This window comes from Dechloromonas sp. ARDL1 (assembly GCF_051122455.1).
GTDB lineage: Bacteria > Pseudomonadota > Gammaproteobacteria > Burkholderiales > Rhodocyclaceae > Azonexus.
Genome location: NZ_CP168939.1, coordinates 373682 through 390160 on the forward strand (window position 1 = coordinate 373682; position 16479 = coordinate 390160).

Below are 16479 nucleotides of genomic sequence, written 5' to 3' on the forward strand. Positions count from 1 at the left end.
GGCCGACCCGGCCGTTTCCGGAATGACCGGGTGTCTCGCCTGAATCAGTCGGGCATCCGCATGCCACAAGCAGATTACTTTCAAGGAGCAACTCATGAACGCACTATTCAAGATCGGCAGCCGCCAGGAACCGTGGGAAGGTTTTACCCAGGGCGAATGGACCACTAAGGTTGATGTTCGGGGCTTCATTCAGGCCAACTACACTCCTTACGCCGGCTACGGTTCCTTCCTCGCTGCACCCACGGCGCGTACCACCGCCCTTTGGGCAAAAATGCAGGAACTGTTGAAGCAGGAACAGAAGAAGGGCGTGCTCGACGTCTCGGTCGATCGTCCTTCCAGCATCTTGGCGCATGACGCCGGCTATATCGACCAGGCCAACGAAATCATCGTCGGTTTGCAAACCGATGCGCCGCTCAAGCGCGCCATCATGCCCAATGGCGGTTTGCGCATGGTCGAAGGCGGTCTCGAAGCCTTCGGTTTCAAGAGCGATCCGGCAGTCAGCGAAATCTGGACCAAGTACCGCAAGGACCACAACAGCGGCGTTTTCGATGTCTATTCGCCGGAAATCATGAAGGCCCGCAAGTCGGCCATCCTGACCGGTCTGCCCGACGCTTACGGGCGTGGCCGCATCATCGGCGACTACCGCCGGGTAGCGCTGTACGGGATTGACGCGTTGCGCGCCTTCAAGAAGCAGGAGTTTCACGAACTCGACAATGTCGAATTTACCGAGAGCGTGATTCGCCAGCGCGAGGAAATTTCCGAGCAGTTCCGCGCCCTCGACGAGTTGAAGCAGATGGCCGCCAAATACGGTTGCGACATCGGTCGCCCGGCAGCCAATGCGCGGGAAGCGGTGCAATGGACCTACCTGGCCTATCTCGCCGCGGTCAAGGAACAGAACGGTGCCGCCATGTCGATTGGCCGCATCTCGACCTTCCTCGACATCTACATCGAGCGCGACCTGGCCGCCGGCCTGCTCGACGAGGCGCAAGCGCAGGAACTGATGGACGACCTGGTGATCAAGCTACGCATCGTCCGCTTCCTGCGTACGCCGGAGTATGACCAACTGTTTTCCGGCGACCCGACCTGGGTCACCGAATCGATTGGCGGCGTCGGCGAAGATGGCCGCCCGCTGGTGACCAAGAACAGCTTCCGCGTCCTGCATACCCTTTACAACCTCGGCCCGGCGCCGGAACCGAACCTGACGGTCCTGTGGTCGGAGAAGCTGCCGCAAGGCTTCAAGGAGTTTTGCGCCAAGACCTCGATCGATACCTGTTCCGTCCAGTACGAGAACGACGACCTGATGCGGCCGCTCTGGGGCGACGACTACGGTATCGCCTGTTGCGTCTCGGCCATGCGCATCGGCAAGCAGATGCAGTTCTTCGGCGCTCGCGCCAATCTGGCGAAAACCCTGCTGTACGCCATCAATGGCGGTCGCGACGAACTGACCGGCGAGCAGATCGGCCCGGAATTCGCGCCGATTTCCGGTGACGTGCTGGAGTACGATGAAGTCGTCGGCAAGTTCCTGCCGATGATGGAATGGCTCTCCGGCGTGTATATGAAGTCGCTCAACGCCATTCATTACATGCACGACAAGTACGCTTACGAGCGGATTGAGATGGCGCTGCACGACCGCGACATCCTGCGCACGATGGCCTGCGGCATTGCCGGCTTGTCGGTGGTGGCCGACTCGCTGTCGGCGATGCGTTACGCCCGAGTTTCAGTCATCCGCGACGAACGCGGCCTGGCGACCGATTTCGCGATTGACGGCGATTTCCCGACTTACGGCAACAACGACGACCGGGTCGATGCCATCGCCACCTGGGTGGTCGAAACCTTCATGGGTTACCTGAAAGGGCAGCGCACCTATCGCGATGCCGTTCCCACCATGTCGGTACTGACCATTACGTCCAACGTGGTCTATGGCAAGAAGACCGGCAATACGCCGGACGGTCGCAAGACCGGACAACCCTTCGCGCCGGGCGCCAACCCGATGCACGGCCGCGACCACAAGGGGGCGCTGGCTTCCATGGCGTCGGTCTGCAAGTTGCCCTACGACTGCTCGCAGGATGGCATTTCCTATACCTTCACCATCGTGCCTCGTGCGCTGGGACCGACCGAAGGTGAGCGGGTGGCCAATCTGGCGGCGATGCTCGACGGCTACTTCGCCAGCAACGGGCATCACGTGAACGTGAATGTATTCGATCGCGAAACCCTGCTGCATGCGATGGATCACCCCGAGCTATACCCGCAACTGACGATTCGCGTCTCGGGGTATGCGGTGAATTTCATCAAGCTGACCCGCGAGCAGCAGCTTGACGTCATCAACCGTACTTTCCATGCCAGCCATTAACGCAAACATGCGCCGTGCTGCCGCTGCCCCTGCGGGGGTAGCGGCCGGGCCGGCCAGCCTGGAGGGCTGGGTGCATTCCACCGAGACTTTCGGCACGGCGGATGGCCCCGGTGTTCGCTACGTGCTTTTCCTCTCCGGTTGTCCGATGCGCTGTCTGTACTGCCATAACCCGGATACCTGGCATCGCCAGGATGGCACCCTGACGCCGGTAGAGGATGTGCTGGCCGATATCGCCAGCTACCGGGGCTTCATCCGCCAGCGTGGCGGAGTCACCTTGAGCGGCGGCGAACCCCTGGTCCAGGCTCGGTTCTGCAAATCCATCCTGCATGGCTGCAAGGCGATGGGGCTGCATACGGCACTGGATACTTCGGGTTATCTGGGCAGTCTGGCCGATAGCGAATTGCTGTCCGATCTTGATCTGGTCCTGCTCGATATCAAGGCAGCCAGTGGGCGGCTCTTTCACAAACTGACCGGCGTCGAGATCGCGCCGACGATTCGCTTCGCCGAAGACCTCGCGGCCATCAACAAACCGGTCTGGCTGCGTTATGTCCTGGTGCCGGGGCTGACCGACAACCCCAACGAAATTACGGCACTGGCCACCTTTGCCGCTGGCCTGGGCAATGTCGAGCGCGTCGATGTGCTGCCGTTCCACAAGCTGGGCGAACACAAATGGCGCGATCTTGGCCTGAATTACCGGCTGGAGCACGTTCAGCCGCCTTCCGAAGCGTTACTGGCGCGGGTGCGCGGCATATTTCACGAGGCCGGCTTGCTGGCCCATTGAGTCGTGACCGTGAACCCCGTTTCTGCTTGGGCCAATCGGAAAACGCAAGCCGCGCACGCTGCTATACAAAAGGAATCAGCATGACCAAACAAGCCGCATTTCTTGTCTTGAACGCAGGCTCTTCCAGCCTGAAGTTTTCGGCATTCCGTCAACATTCGAGCAGCGACGAACTGGAAACGCTGCTCTCCGGCCAGGTTTCGGGGATCGGCGGCACGGCCAGGTTCGAAGCGAGGGGGGCGGATCGCCGCCGGCTGGCCGAGCATGTCTGGGACGAGCAGGATTCCCGGTGCCGCGATACCTTGCTGCAATACGTGCTGCACTGGATTCGAACGACCCTGGTCGATGACGAGATCGTGGCGGTCGGCCATCGTGTCGTGCACGGCGGTCGTGCTCTCGGCAAGCCGATGCGTGTCAGTCCCTGCCTGCTCGATGAACTTGATCGCCTGATTCCGCTGGCGCCGCTTCACCAGCCGCATAATCTGGCTCCGATCCGCATTCTGGCCAAGCGGTTTCCCGACCTGGAGCAGGTCGCTTGTTTCGATACCGCTTTTCACAGCACCCAGCCATGGTTGGCGCGGACCTACGCGCTGCCGCAGGCATTGACCGACGAAGGCGTGTGCAGCTACGGTTTCCACGGATTGTCCTATGAGTACGTGACCGGGCAGTTGCTGGCGCGCCGGCCCGATCTGGCTGACAAACACATCGTCATCTGCCATCTCGGCAACGGGTCGAGTGTTTGCGCGGTCAAGGGCGGGCAGAGCATCGATACGTCGATGGGCTTCTCGGCACTTGACGGGCTGCCGATGGGAACGCGCAGCGGCAGCATCGATCCGGGCGTGATCCTCTATCTGATGCGTGAAAAACAGATGGGACTGGAGGCACTCGAAGACCTGCTCTACAAGCAATCCGGCTTGCTCGGCGTTTCCGGGCTGTCGAATGACATGAAAGTGCTGCAGGAGGCGGAGTCGCCGCAGGCGGCTAGGGCGGTCGACCTGTTCTGCTTCCGCGTCGCCAAGGAGGTGGCCGCGTTGGCAGCCTCGATGGGCGGGTTCGATGCCCTGGTATTTACTGCCGGCATCGGCGAGAACTCGCCGCAGATTCGCGCCCGGGTGGGCGAACGGCTGGCATGGCTGGGCGTGAAGATCGATGCCGGGGCGAATGCTGGAAACGCCGACGATATTGCGCACGCCGATTCCAGCGTACCGGTCTTCGTGCTGCCCACCAACGAAGAAATGATGATCGCCAAGCACACGATCAAGGTGCTTGGACAGATGATGGGGAATGCCTGATCGCTTAGACGGTCGGGCGACGGTGCCGGGTGGGGAGCCGCCCGGCTCGCGCAAGCGGAGTGCATGCAGATGTTGCAAAAGATAGCGGGTAGCCCGGGAGTGAGGGTTGTCGAAAACAGTCAGGCAAATTCGCCAGCCGCCGAGCCGGCTGCCGGGTTTTCGATCGACCCCTTGATGCCCGAGGCGATTGCCCTGGCCGCCGAGAATCTCGGCGCAAAAAAAGCCGGACAAAGCCTGTGGCTGATCTTCGGGCTGGCTGTGTTGGGCGGGGCATTCATCGCCCTCGGCGGCCTGTTCGCCACGGTGACCATCTCGGGTGCGGCCGGCCATTTGCCCTACGGGGTCACGCGGCTCCTGATGGGCGCCACTTTCTCCCTCGGCCTGATGCTGGTCGTCGTCGCCGGTGCGCAATTGTTTACCAGCGATGCGCTGATGGTCATGGCCTGGGCCAGCGGCCGTTTGCAAACCGGGCGCATGCTGCGGGTGTGGACGACCGTATGGTGCGGCAATTTCGTCGGTGCGCTGGGGGCGGCAGCTCTCGTTTTCCTCTCCGGCCAGTACATGTTCGGGCACGGCGAGGTCGGGGCCAGCGCGCTCTATCTGGCGACTGCAAAAAGCACGCTGGCTGCGGACAGGGCTTTCTTCCTCGGCATCCTCTGCAACGTGCTGGTTTGCCTGGCGGCCTGGGTGGCGATGGCGGCGCGCAGCATAACCGACAAGATCCTGGCGATGTTCATGCCGATTACCGCCTTCGTAGCGGCCGGCTTTGAACACTGCGTTGCCAATATGTACTTCATTCCTTTCGGCCTGTTCATCAAGTGGTGGGCCCCGGCTTCGTTCTGGGAAGATCTGGCGGCGCATGGCGGTGTTCAACCGGAGATTCCGCTCGATCAGTTCGCGATCAACCTGGCCGCTGTAACGCTGGGCAACTGGGTTGGCGGAGCCTTGCTGGTCGGTGCCGTGTATTGGCTGCTCTTTCGTTGCCGAGTCAAGGCAAGCGGTGAGTCCGTTAAAGAGGTGTCCTGCAAAAGCCTATGAACAAAATCATCGATGTCACCGAACTGGCCTTGCGCGATGCGCACCAGAGTCTGCTCGCAACCCGCCTGGCGCTGGAAGACATGGTGCCGGCCTGTGCCGACATTGACCAAGCCGGCTACTGGTCGGTCGAATGCTGGGGCGGAGCGACTTTCGATGCCTGCATCCGCTTTCTGAACGAAGACCCCTGGGAGCGCCTGCGGACCTTCCGCCGCTTGCTGCCCAATTCGCGCTTGCAGATGTTGTTGCGGGGACAGAATCTGCTGGGCTATCGCCACTATGAAGATGGGATCGTCGATCGATTCGTCGACAAGGCGGCTGAAAACGGCATGGATGTCTTTCGTATCTTCGATGCCCTGAACGACATCCGCAACATCAGGCACTCGGTCGGCGCGGTACGGCGCAATGGCAAGCATGCCCAGGGAACGATCTGCTACACCGTCAGTCCGTTGCACACGAGCGAAACCTTTGTCGACATGGGCGAACGGCTGGTCGAGCTCGGCTGCGACTCGATCTGCCTGAAGGACATGGCGGCGCTGCTCAGGCCACAAGCTGCCTACGATATCGTCAAGGGCATCAAGACACGATGCGGTGAGGCCGTCCGCATCCATGTACACACGCATTCGACGACCGGCGTTACCCTGGTTTCCCTGATGAAGGCCATCGAAGCCGGTGCCGACTGCGTCGATACCGCTATCAGTTCCCTCAGCCTCGGGCCCGGCCACAATCCGACGGAAAGCCTGGTCGCCATGCTTGAGGGCAGCGGCTACGAGGCCCGCTTGAACAAATCCCGCCTGCAGCGCATCAAGGACCATTTTGCTGCCTTGCGGCCACGCTATCAGGCTTTCATGTCGAACATCCACGGCGTCGACACCGATATCTTCGACAGCCAGATTCCGGGAGGCATGATTTCCAACATGGAAAGCCAGCTCAAGCAGCAAAAGGCAGAGAGTCGCCTTGCCGAAGTCCTGCTTGAAGTGCCGCGAGTCCGCGAGGATGCGGGTTTTCCGCCGCTGGTGACGCCTTCCAGCCAGATCGTCGGGACGCAGGCGGTATTCAATGTCCTGATGGGGCGCTACAAGGTGATGTCGAGCGAATTCGCCGATTTGATGCTCGGTTATTACGGCAAGGCCCCCGGCGAACGCGACCCGGCCGTGCTGGCGCTGGCAGAGCAGCACGCGCACAAGAAAGCCATCGTGCAGCGTCCGGCCGATCTGCTGCAACCGGAGTGGGAGGCGCTTTCAGCTGCCGCGACGGCGCTCGCCGGGTGCAATGGCAGCGCCGAGGATGTGCTGACCTACGCGATGTTTCCACAGGTTGCGCCCGCCTTTTTCACGAGTCGCGTGCTTGGGCCGAAGAATCTCGGGGTCGCCCCCGACGTTGCGCCATCCGGGACGGGCGCCGTACCCGGGGCGGCAGTACCGCTGCGCACTCCCGTGGCCTACGACGTCAAATTGAACGGGCACTCCCACCGGGTTGTGGTGACCCCGGTCGGTGCGTAAACAAGGGGGCACCATGAAGCGCATGCAGGAAAAAATTGAAGAACTTCGCCGGCGGCAGGCCGTTTCGTGTCTCGGCGGCGGTGCCGAAAAGCAGGCCAGCCAGCGGCAATCCGGCTGCCTGACGGCGCGTGAACGGGTTGCCGCGTTGGTCGACCGCGACAGCTTCGAGGAAATCGGCCAGTTTGCGGCGCACCGCGCAACCTTGTTTGGCATGCAGGGCAAGGTGTTCGCAGCCGATGGTGTGATTACGGGCGCGGCAACCATTGCCGGTCGCCCCGTGCACCTGGCCAGCCAGGACTTTACGGTGGCCGGTGGGTCGGCTGGCGAGACGCACTCGGTCAAGGTTGCGGACATCATGCTGGCCTCCCTGAAAACCGGCTCCCCCTTCGTATTCATCAACGATTCCGGCGGGGCGCGTGTCCAGGAAGGCATTGCCGCGCTGTCTGGCTATGGCAAGGTCTTCCATGCCAACGTGATGTTGTCCGGCGCGGTGCCGCAAATTTCGCTGATTTGCGGCCCCTGCGCCGGCGGCGCCGCCTACAGCCCGGCCCTGACCGATTTCATCATCCAGACCCGCCAGGCCCGGATGTTCATTACCGGGCCGCAGGTCATCAAGCAGGTCACCGGCGAAACCGTCTCGGCGGAAAGCCTCGGCGGAGCGGACGCGCACATGGTTCATTCCGGCCTGATCCATTTCATTGCCGACGACGACCGCCACGCCATTGCGTTGTGCCATAAGCTGCTCGGTTTCCTGCCTGCGAACAATCTGGAAGATCCGCCGATCGTCGAGGGCGACCGTTCCATCGAAGCCAACGCGGCGCTCGAAAGCATCCTGCCCGACGAGGGCAAGCAGGGCTACGATGTCCGCGCAATCATCGAGGCGGTCGTCGATTTCGCCGATTTTCTCGAGGTTCAGTCCGGTCATGCGACCAATATCGTGGTCGGCTTCGCCCGGATTTGCGGCGCGACGGTGGGGATTGTCGCCAATCAGCCCTCGGTCATGGCCGGGGCGCTCGACATCAATGCTTCGACCAAAGCCGCGCGCTTCATCCGCTTCTGCAACGCATTCAACATTCCGCTCGTCACCTTTGTCGATGTGCCCGGTTTCATGCCCGGCGTCGAACAGGAGTACGGGGGCATCATCCGGCATGGGGCCAAGTTGCTTTTTGCCTATTCGGCGGCGACCGTACCCAAGATCACCGTCATCCTGCGCAAGAGCTACGGCGGCGCTTACCTGGCCATGTGCGGCAAGGATCTCGGTGCCGATCGGGTGTTCGCCTGGCCGAGCGCCGAAATTGCCGTGATGGGGGCCGAAGGAGCGGCAGAAATCGTTTTTCGCAAGGAAATCGCCGAAGCCGCCAATCCGGAGGCACGTCGCGCCGAGTTGATCGCCAACTATCGCGAAACCTTTTCCAATCCGTATGTCGCCGCGGAGCAGCGTTTGGTCGACGCCGTCATCGAACCTGCGCTGACCCGCCGCCACATCGCCCAGGCCCTCGAGTACTTGCGGATCAAGCGCCTTCCGCGACCGCACAAGAAACACGGCCTGGTGCCGCTTTAGGGTAACGGCATGACAGAGAGTCCTATCGAAGGCGACCTGCCGGCACTGATTGCGCAAATGCGCGCCGAGATCGGAAGACTCGCCCGGCGGGTCGATGAACTCGAACAACGCCTGGCGGCGTCGGGCGAGGCGGCAGGTGCAGCGCCCAGCGAGGAAACCCTGCTGGTCATTGCCGCTGCCGTCGCCGCTTTCCTGGGGGTGCGTGCGCGCATTCGCCAGGTACGTGTCGTGCATTCCACAGCCTGGGCGCAGGTCGGGCGAATCGGGGCGCATGCTTCGCACCGCCTCAATTGATCGGGAGTCATCGTGAAACTCAGAATCACCATCGACGACAAGACCTACGAGGTCGATGTCGACGTCGCCGAAGCCGACAACGCGAGCTTGCCGCCCGCCTATCCCGTCGGTTCGACAAGCATGACGGGGCGTGCTGCGATGCCGCCGGGCGTACTGACGGCCAAGTCGCCCAACCGGCCGCTGGCCGACGATGAAAAGCTCTGCCGCAGCCCGGTCTCCGGCGTTGTCGTCAAAGTCTTCGCAAAGGAAGGCGATACCCTCCGGGCCGGCGATTCCCTGCTTCTCCTGGAGGCCATGAAGATGGAAACGAACATTACGGCGCCGCGGGACGGGGTCGTCGCCGCGATCAAAGTCGTTGCGACCCAGGCTGTCCAGAGCGGCGACGTTCTGGTCGAGTTCGCCTGAGCCGTCGGTGCTGGCCGGGGCCAAATCGATGGTGGTTGTTGAGCGGTCTGCCTGCGCTGGTTGGCCGGTTTTCGCTGTTCGTACGATGCGGCGCTGAGAGGTTGGCTGGATGCAGGGAAGATACGCGGTGAACGATGGAGTCGACGCGGCGGCCGGTTTGTTGAGAAACCACGGTAGAGAGGCTGGGCGCGTCGAAGCGGAGTTGCTGCGCCGCCTCAGCCTGATCGGTATTGGTGTGAATGACGACATGGCTGTTCGGCAGTTATTTGAACGAAACCTGTCGGCAACAGCGCTGCGTTATCGCTCCTTGCGCCATTCGGATATGCTCGGCCTTGCACTGCTGCTGATGAAATTGGCGAATCGGGCTGGCTTCGACAACGGCTTCCCGGCACTGAAGCCGGCGACCCGTGCCTTGCTGGAGGCAATGCATGCTTGCTCGGTACGTTTGGGCTGACCTTCGGGATCGCGGCTGTAGCAGCGCGAGCAGCCGCTTTGCCGAACCGGGAGGCCAGTAGAATATGAAAATGATCTTCGACTCGATTGAACTCACCCTGGCGCTGTTGCAGCAGACTTGTGTTTACCTGGTGATTGCCTACCTGCTGAGCCGCACCCGGGTTTTCATTCCGTTGATGCACGTCACCATCCGGCTACCGCACCGGCTGACCTGCTATGTGGTGTTCTCCATCTTTTGCATCATGGGGACGTATCTCGGCCTGTGGATTGACGACTCGATCGCCAATACCCGCGCCATCGGAGCTGTCCTCGGCGGGTTGCTCGGCGGGCCGTCGGTCGGCCTGGCGGTCGGTTTTACCGGCGGTCTGCATCGTTATACGCTGGGTGGTCCGTCGGCATTCGCCTGCATGGTGTCGACGGTGATTGAAGGCTTGATCGGCGGACTTTTCCATCGCTACATGATGCAGCGCGGGCGCTTCGGCACGTTGTTCAATCCGGTTCCCGTCGCCCTGGTGACCTTGGTCGCCGAAATCACGCAAATGCTGGTGCTTCTGCTTCTGGTCGAGCCTTTTTCGGCGGCCAAGCATCTGGTCGAGCAAATCGCCATGCCGATGCTGGTTGCCAATGTGCTGGGGGCGGGCATGTTCATGAGCATCGTCCTTGAACGGCGCAATCTGTACGAGCAGCAGTCCAGTGTCTTTTCGACCAAGGCGCTGGCCATTGCCGCCCGTGTCGAAGGCTTGCTGCGCAGCGGCTTCAATAGCGATACCAGTGCCCGGGTGGCCCGCATCATCTATGAAGAAACCGGTGTCGGTGCCGTTGCGATTACCGATACGCAGAATCTGCTGGCATTTATCGGCATCGGCGACGACCATCATCTGCCGGGAAGGGTGATCAACTCGACGTTAACCCGCAAGGCGATCGAGAACAATGAAGTCGTTTACGCCGACGGCAACGAGCTTGCCTACCATTGTTCGATCAGTCCGCGATGTCCGCTGGCTTCCTCGCTGATCATCCCGCTGGTGGGTGAGGAGAAGCGGGTGATCGGTACCATCAAGCTCTACGAGCCGAGGACGCGTCTGTTTTCGACCATCAACCGGGCCTTGGGCGAGGGGATTGCGCGCCTGCTGTCGAATCAGATACTGGCCGGGCGCTACATGCAGCAGCGCGAACTGCTGGCTCAGTCGGAGATCAAGTTGTTGCACGCGCAGGTCAATCCGCATTTCCTGTTCAATGCCCTCAATACGCTTTACGCGGTTATCCGGCGCGACCCGGAGCGGGCCTGCCAGCTGGTGCTGAATCTTTCCACCTTCTTTCGCAACAACCTCAAGCGACCGAGCGAGGAGGCGTGCCTCAGCGAGGAGATCGAGCACGTCACGGCTTATCTCGAAATCGAGCAAGCCCGTTTCCTGGATAATCTCGTGGTCGATTTCGATATTCCCGAGCCGTTGCGCCATGTGCGCATGCCAGGTTTCCTGTTACAGCCGATTGTCGAAAACGCGATCAAGCACGGCACCTCGCAATTGCTCGGGGTTGGCCGCATTCGCATTTCGGCGACGACGCGCGACAATGCACTGTTGCTGAGTGTGGAGGACAATGCCGGGCTATATGCTGACAATCCAAATGCCACTGGCTTGGGTATGAATCTGGTCCGGCGGCGCATTGCCAACCGCTACGGTTCCGCCTACGGGCTGGAGGTGGTGTGCGAACCCGAGGTGCTGACCCGGATTACGCTCATTTTGCCGCTCGTGCCGTGTGACAGCGTTGCCACAATCGAGGGGGATCAAGCATGAATGTATTAATCGTTGACGACGAACAGCTGGCACGCGAGGAAATTGCTCGCCTGCTGGGCCAGGAAAAAGATATCCGTATCGTTGGGCAGTGTTCGAATGCGATCGAGGGGATTTCGGCGATCAACCAACTCAAGCCGGAGGTGGTTTTTCTCGATATCCAGATGCCACGCGTCAGTGGCCTGGAAATGCTGGGTATGCTCGACCCCGAGCGCATGCCGCGCGTTGTTTTTCTTACCGCCTATGACGAATATGCCCTGCAGGCTTTCGACCAGAATGCGTTCGACTATCTGTTGAAGCCGGTCGACCCGGCCCGCCTGGCGCTGACACTCAAGCGCCTGCGTCATGACCGCACGCCCAGCCCGCTTCTTTTCGACGCGGCCGCCCCGCTCAAGCAGATTCCCTGTCCCGGGCATCATCGGGTGCTGTTGATCAAGATCGACGATATCGAATATGTGACCTCGAAGACGGCTGGAGTCTATGTCACGACCAATCAGGGGGCGGAGCATTTCACCGAGTTGACGTTGCGCACGCTGGAAGAGAAAACCCCGTTTTTGCGCTGCCATCGCCAGTATCTGGTCAATCCGGATCAGATCAAGGAACTCAATTTTCTTGAGGCTGGCGCAGTCGAAATCGTCACGCGCAACAATCACCGGATACCGGTCAGTCGGCGCCTACTGGGCGAATTCAAGGAAAAGCTCGGCTTGTAGGCTGCTCGCCGTGGCGACTCGGGTGAATCCTAAACGAGCCTCCAGCCATCGAGGAAGAGCAGTCTGAGGCCGAGCAGGTTGCGCGTGCGTATGGTGAGCGGTCGCGTGTTCGGGAGGCTGTCCGGTACGAAAACTTGAGTATTCCGAATTTCCCTCAGCGTATATCCGCTTCGGTTGCGTGGCGTGCCGAAACGCACGGAAGGGCAGGGCGTTATCTCCAGGCAGCAGCCTTCGATGCTTTGCGGCATGTCAATGAGGACCGGCTGTTTGCGCTCGGCGATCAACGCCAAGGCGTCTTCCGATAGGGTAAGCATGGCGAAACTCCTGGCGATGTTGGTCTTGGTGGCAAATCTGGCGCCTGGGAGCATAAAAAGCAGAAGCTGGAGAGTGTCCCGCGCGCTCGACGTTCATTCTAGAAAGATTCGTCGCTTGCTTTTCGGTCTTCAGGCCAGCGGTCGCCCGGCACCGGTGTGCGGTCGTCTGGCCGATATGAGCGGTTGCGTCGGTTGGCGGGCTTTATGACCTGAAAACAAAATAAACGGCGCCCAGGATGCACAGAGCCGCCCACAAGTAGTCGAGCTTGAGTGGCTGATTCATGTAAAAGACAACGAAGGGAACGAACACCGTAAGGGTGATGATTTCCTGCAGGATCTTGAGCTGGCCGAGGTCGAGTTCGGTATGGCCGATGCGGTTGGCCGGCACCTGAATCAGGTACTCGAACAGCGCGATGCCCCATGAAAACAGCGCGGCGATCCACCAGGGCTTGTCATTGAGATTCTTGAGGTGGGCGTACCAGGCGAAGGTCATGAAAACGTTCGACAAGGTGAGCAGCATCACCGTCTGCCACAGCACGGGGATGTGCAGGCCGAACAAGCTCACAACTTGACGATGCCCTGATTGGCGACGGCCGGCAGCCAGGCGGCGACGGTGCCGCGCCCGGGAATGACGAGATCGGGGGCGATTTCCGCCAGCGGCTGGAGCACGAAGGCGCGCAGGTGCAGGCGGGGATGCGGCAGGGTCAGGCGCGGCAGGTCGAGGTACTGGTCGTTGTAGAGCAGCAGGTCGAGGTCGAGCGTGCGCGGCCCGTTGCGTTCGGCGCGGATGCGGCCGAAGCGCTGTTCGATCTCGAGCAGGGCATCGAGCAGGGCCTCCGGCGCCAGGCTGGTTTCCAGCTCGGCGACGGCGTTGATGAATTCCGGCTGGTCGGCAATACCGACTGGGGCAGTGCGGTACAGCGAGGAGCAGTGGACGATGCGGCTGTCCGGCAGGTTGGCCAGCGCGGCAAAGGCCGCGCGGACGGTCGCGGCCGGATCGTCGAGGTTGGCTCCGAGTGCGATGTAGGCGGTATTCATTCGCTCGCGGGGTGACTGGAAGCGCCGGTGTTGGCCGGTTTCTTGCGGCGCCGGCGCTTCTTCTTGTCGCCGGCCTGTTCGGGCAGCAGCATGTCGGCGCGCTTGTCGCCCTCGACGTTCTGGAAGCGCGTCCACCATTCGGCGATCTCCATGTCAAGTTCGCCGGCCTGGGCGCGTAGCACCAGGAAATCGTAGCCGGCGCGGAAGCGCGGCTGTTCGAGCAGGGCGTACGGGCGCTTGCCGGCACGTTGTTCGAAGCGCGGCTGCAGCGCCCAGATGTCCTTGATATCCCCGGCAATGCGGCGGGTGATGGCGAGTTTTTCGCCCTGCACGTCGAGCACGGTGTCCATCGCTGAATAGAGGGCAGGAATCTTCGGCTCGCCCTTGGCCTTGAGCTTTTCCCAGTGCGCCAGCACCTCGTGCCAGAGCAGCGTGGCGAACAGAAAGCCGGGGGAGGTTCCCTTGCCGCGCCGCACGCGGTCGTCGGTGTTGGCCAGCGACAGCATGACGAACTTCTCGCCCAGCGGCTGTTCGAGGATGACGTCGAGCAGGGGCAACAGGCCATGGTGCAGGCCCTCGTCGCGCAACTGGGTCAGGCACTTGACCGAGTGGCCCGAGGTCAACAGCTTGAGCATTTCGTCGAACAGGCGGGCGGGCGGCACGTTTTCGAGCAGGACGGCCATTTCGCGGATCGGCTTTTTCGCTTCCGGATCGATGGACAGGCCGAGCTTGGCCGCCAGGCGGACGGCGCGCAGCATGCGTACCGGGTCTTCGCGGTAGCGGGCGCGCGGCTCGCCGATCATGCGCAGGGTTTTCTGCTTGAGGTCGCCGACGCCGTGGTGGTAATCGATCACCGCTTCGGTGGCCGGGTCGTAGTACAGGGCGTTGGCGGTGAAGTCGCGGCGGGCCGCATCCTCGGCCTGCGAGCCGAAAACGTTGTCGTGCAGCACGCGACCGTGTTCGTCCTTCTTCACGTCGTCACCGAGTGCGCCACGGAAGGTGGTCACCTCCAGCGTTTCCTGGCCCATCATGACGTGCACGATCTGGAAGCGGCGGCCGATGATGCGCGAGCGGCGGAAGTAGCGCCGCACTTCCTCGGGCGTGGCATCGGTGGCGACGTCGAAGTCCTTGGGGTCGGCGCCGATCAGCAGGTCGCGCACGGCACCGCCGACGACGTAGGCCTTGTGGCCGTGGCTCTGCAGCGTCTCGCAGACGCGGCGGCTGCCGCTGCTGATGCGGTCGCGGGTGATGCCGTGGCTGGAGACGGGGATGACGGCCGGCTCGTGGCGGTTGGCCCTGGGTTTTTTGCCGCTGAAGACGCGGGAAATGAGTTTGCGGATCACGTATTACCGTTCGGGCAGCGTGAAGGCGCTGCAAAAAGATGAGATTTTACCGGAAGCCGGTGATTATTCACGGATTTTTCCGATGCGCCATCAGCCGAGCCCGAAGAAGTCGCGGATCTTGCGGCCGATGTCGGCGCTACCCGGGGTATTGCGGACCAGTTCGTTCTGTCCCTGGGAATAGCCCTGTTCCAGTTCGGCAAAGCGCTGCAGGCGGCGTTCGAGGATGCTCGACAGCATATCGGCCAGTTCCGGCCGTTGCTCGATGATGGACTGGAAGCCGGCCTTGTCCAGTCGGTAGGCTTCGACGTTGGTGCTGGCGATGACGGTGGCGCGGCGCGGTGCGCCGGTCATCAGGCCGATTTCGCCGAAGACGCTGCCCGGGCCGCGCTTTTCCAGCAGGCGGCGGGGGCCTTCCGGCGGCTGCCACCAGGCTTCGGCCTCGCCGCTGACCATGATGTACAGCCAGTGGGCGATGGCGCCCTGGCGGGTGATGATGTCGCCACGCGCGAAGGGAGCCTTGACCAGGTGTTCGGCGAGGTGTTGCTTTTCCGTATCGGCCAGCCGGGCGAACAACTCGATGCCGTCGATGGCCAGCAGGCGGCGCCGCATTTCGCGGCTTTCCACTTCCTTGCGGTGCTTGGCGCCTTCTTCGACGAGATGGATGGTGTGGTCGTCGGTGGCCAGGCGGATACCGTTGCGCTGCAGGGTGGCCAGGATATGCACCCGGACGTCGGAGTCCGTCGGGTCGTCGAGTTTCGGGTTGAGCAGCCAGTAGCGCAGCACGTAGTGGGCGTAGCCGGGGCCGAAATCCATCAGCACGCAATTCGGGGCGGGGTCGAGCGCGATGTTGGGGATGTTGGCATCGGCAATGTCGGTTTGAATCAGGTCGATGACCTTGCCGGGCGGGACGGCGAGGTCTACGTTGAAACCGATGCTGCGGCGCCAGCCGGGCTGGGGCTGGTGCTTGTCGCAGAGCACGTAGTAACGGCCCTTCATCAGCTGGCTGTTGGGCACAACGACCTTTTCGCCGTTGCGTGTCACCAGCGCCGTAAAACGCCACTGGATGTCGGTGACCTGGCCGGAGAGGTCGTCGATGCGGATCCAGTCGCCGATTTCCAGCGAATTGTCCATTTGCAGGGCGACGCCGCCGAGCAGGTTACCCAGGGTGTCCTGCATGGAAATGGCCAGCACGGCGGTGAGAATGGCGGTGCTGGCAAACAGGTGGTTGAGTTCGACGCCGGCGAGATTGAGGCGGAAGAAGGCCCAGCCGATGTAGGCGATGATGACCAGGATGTCGCCGAGGATGCCCGAAATCCGCAGGTTCATCCGGGGCAGCGCGACATTGAAGAAGGCCAGGCCGGCGAAACGGATGACCGCCAGGCCTTCGCCGAAGACGGCCAGCTGGCGTAGCCAACCGGCTGCGGCCCTGCTGGTGGAGCCGCCGGAAACCAGGCCGGCCAGCACGTCGCCGATCAGGCAGGCGAGGAAGAAGACGCTGGTGTTGATCAGCGAGGGGCGCATCGCCCGGAGCGGGCGGAGGATGACCATCAGCAGCAGGGCCATCGCGATGATCGCGTAAGGCGCCTCCGCGCTCAGGAAGGGGATGCGCAGCAT

16 protein-coding genes are annotated in these 16479 nt (G+C 62.0%); 11 read left to right on the plus strand and 5 right to left on the minus strand.

Features of this window, described 5'->3' with window-relative positions:
- Window positions 1–94: 94 nt before the first annotated feature.
- The 11 genes from pflB (at window position 95) to btsR (ending at window position 12170) form a co-directional block, all read left to right on the plus strand.
- A complete protein-coding gene (pflB, locus tag AB6Q56_RS01790) occupies window positions 95–2350 on the plus strand; it encodes a formate C-acetyltransferase (RefSeq protein WP_434515491.1) in 2256 nt (751 codons plus the stop codon).
- A complete protein-coding gene (gene pflA / locus AB6Q56_RS01795) occupies window positions 2337–3131 on the plus strand; it encodes a pyruvate formate-lyase-activating protein (RefSeq protein ID WP_434515492.1) in 795 nt (264 codons plus the stop codon). The genes pflB and pflA overlap by 14 nt, the downstream gene beginning before the upstream one ends.
- Before the next feature lie 80 nt (window positions 3132–3211).
- Window positions 3212–4420, plus strand: a complete 1209-nt coding sequence (locus tag AB6Q56_RS01800) for an acetate/propionate family kinase (RefSeq protein ID WP_434515493.1) — start codon at window positions 3212–3214, stop codon at window positions 4418–4420.
- Window positions 4421–4483: 63 nt separating this feature from the next.
- Window positions 4484–5458, plus strand: a complete 975-nt coding sequence (locus AB6Q56_RS01805; protein WP_434515494.1) for a formate/nitrite transporter family protein — start codon at window positions 4484–4486, stop codon at window positions 5456–5458.
- The gene (locus AB6Q56_RS01810; RefSeq protein WP_434515495.1) at window positions 5455–6957 is read left to right on the plus strand and encodes a methylmalonyl-CoA carboxytransferase subunit 5S; all 1503 of its coding nucleotides are present in this window, start codon (window positions 5455–5457) and stop codon (window positions 6955–6957) included. Before AB6Q56_RS01805 ends, AB6Q56_RS01810 begins: the two co-directional genes overlap by 4 nt.
- Window positions 6958–6979: 22 nt before the next feature.
- Entirely contained in the window at window positions 6980–8518 is a 1539-nt protein-coding gene (locus AB6Q56_RS01815) for an acyl-CoA carboxylase subunit beta (RefSeq protein ID WP_434517114.1), read from the plus strand.
- Window positions 8519–8527: 9 nt separating this feature from the next.
- A complete protein-coding gene (locus AB6Q56_RS01820) occupies window positions 8528–8812 on the plus strand; it encodes a hypothetical protein (protein WP_434515496.1) in 285 nt (94 codons plus the stop codon).
- Between the two features lie 12 nt (window positions 8813–8824).
- On the plus strand, window positions 8825–9217 hold the full coding sequence (locus tag AB6Q56_RS01825) for a DUF2118 domain-containing protein (protein ID WP_434515497.1): 393 nt from the start codon (window positions 8825–8827) through the stop codon (window positions 9215–9217).
- A 127-nt stretch (window positions 9218–9344) separates the two neighbouring features.
- On the plus strand, window positions 9345–9671 hold the full coding sequence (locus AB6Q56_RS01830; protein ID WP_434515498.1) for a hypothetical protein: 327 nt from the start codon (window positions 9345–9347) through the stop codon (window positions 9669–9671).
- Window positions 9672–9735: 64 nt separating this feature from the next.
- Window positions 9736–11463: a LytS/YhcK type 5TM receptor domain-containing protein gene (locus tag AB6Q56_RS01835; protein ID WP_434515499.1), complete on the plus strand. Its 1728-nt coding sequence runs from the start codon at window positions 9736–9738 to the stop codon at window positions 11461–11463.
- On the plus strand, window positions 11460–12170 hold the full coding sequence (gene btsR, locus AB6Q56_RS01840; RefSeq protein ID WP_434515500.1) for a two-component system response regulator BtsR: 711 nt from the start codon (window positions 11460–11462) through the stop codon (window positions 12168–12170). The genes AB6Q56_RS01835 and btsR overlap by 4 nt, the downstream gene beginning before the upstream one ends.
- A gap of 29 nt (window positions 12171–12199) precedes the next feature.
- On the opposite strand, the gene AB6Q56_RS01845 is transcribed toward btsR, so the two are convergent.
- The 5 genes from AB6Q56_RS01845 to AB6Q56_RS01865 all read right to left on the minus strand — a co-directional run bounded on the left by AB6Q56_RS01845 (window position 12200) and on the right by AB6Q56_RS01865 (window position 16479).
- Entirely contained in the window at window positions 12200–12484 is a 285-nt protein-coding gene (locus AB6Q56_RS01845) for a CC/Se motif family (seleno)protein (RefSeq protein WP_434515501.1), read from the minus strand.
- A 202-nt stretch (window positions 12485–12686) separates the two neighbouring features.
- Complete coding sequence (locus tag AB6Q56_RS01850; RefSeq protein ID WP_434517115.1) at window positions 12687–13004, minus strand: DMT family protein; 318 nt, start codon at window positions 13002–13004, stop codon at window positions 12687–12689.
- Between the two features lie 41 nt (window positions 13005–13045).
- Window positions 13046–13522, minus strand: coding sequence for a 2-amino-4-hydroxy-6-hydroxymethyldihydropteridine diphosphokinase (gene folK, locus AB6Q56_RS01855; RefSeq protein WP_434515502.1), 477 nt, complete (start codon window positions 13520–13522; stop codon window positions 13046–13048).
- Window positions 13519–14865 (minus strand): polynucleotide adenylyltransferase PcnB, encoded by a 1347-nt coding sequence (gene pcnB, locus AB6Q56_RS01860; RefSeq protein ID WP_434515503.1) that lies wholly within the window; start codon window positions 14863–14865, stop codon window positions 13519–13521. Before pcnB ends, folK begins: the two co-directional genes overlap by 4 nt.
- A gap of 90 nt (window positions 14866–14955) precedes the next feature.
- The gene (locus AB6Q56_RS01865; protein ID WP_434515504.1) at window positions 14956–16479 is read right to left on the minus strand and encodes a cyclic nucleotide-binding domain-containing protein; all 1524 of its coding nucleotides are present in this window, start codon (window positions 16477–16479) and stop codon (window positions 14956–14958) included.

Coding starts and splice junctions, on each gene's coding strand:
- pflB (WP_434515491.1), top strand. CDS start 95: ATGAACGCACTATTCAAGATCGGCAGCCGCCAGGAACCGTGGGAAGGT.
- pflA (WP_434515492.1), top strand. CDS start 2,337: ATGCCAGCCATTAACGCAAACATGCGCCGTGCTGCCGCTGCCCCTGCG.
- AB6Q56_RS01800 (WP_434515493.1), top strand. CDS start 3,212: ATGACCAAACAAGCCGCATTTCTTGTCTTGAACGCAGGCTCTTCCAGC.
- AB6Q56_RS01805 (WP_434515494.1), top strand. CDS start 4,484: ATGCAGATGTTGCAAAAGATAGCGGGTAGCCCGGGAGTGAGGGTTGTC.
- AB6Q56_RS01810 (WP_434515495.1), top strand. CDS start 5,455: ATGAACAAAATCATCGATGTCACCGAACTGGCCTTGCGCGATGCGCAC.
- AB6Q56_RS01815 (WP_434517114.1), top strand. CDS start 6,980: ATGCAGGAAAAAATTGAAGAACTTCGCCGGCGGCAGGCCGTTTCGTGT.
- AB6Q56_RS01820 (WP_434515496.1), top strand. CDS start 8,528: ATGACAGAGAGTCCTATCGAAGGCGACCTGCCGGCACTGATTGCGCAA.
- AB6Q56_RS01835 (WP_434515499.1), top strand. CDS start 9,736: ATGAAAATGATCTTCGACTCGATTGAACTCACCCTGGCGCTGTTGCAG.
- btsR (WP_434515500.1), top strand. CDS start 11,460: ATGAATGTATTAATCGTTGACGACGAACAGCTGGCACGCGAGGAAATT.
- AB6Q56_RS01845 (WP_434515501.1), bottom strand. CDS start 12,484: ATGCTTACCCTATCGGAAGACGCCTTGGCGTTGATCGCCGAGCGCAAA.
- AB6Q56_RS01850 (WP_434517115.1), bottom strand. CDS start 13,004: ATGCTGCTCACCTTGTCGAACGTTTTCATGACCTTCGCCTGGTACGCC.
- folK (WP_434515502.1), bottom strand. CDS start 13,522: ATGAATACCGCCTACATCGCACTCGGAGCCAACCTCGACGATCCGGCC.
- AB6Q56_RS01865 (WP_434515504.1), bottom strand. CDS start 16,479: ATGCTGCGCATCCCCTTCCTGAGCGCGGAGGCGCCTTACGCGATCATC.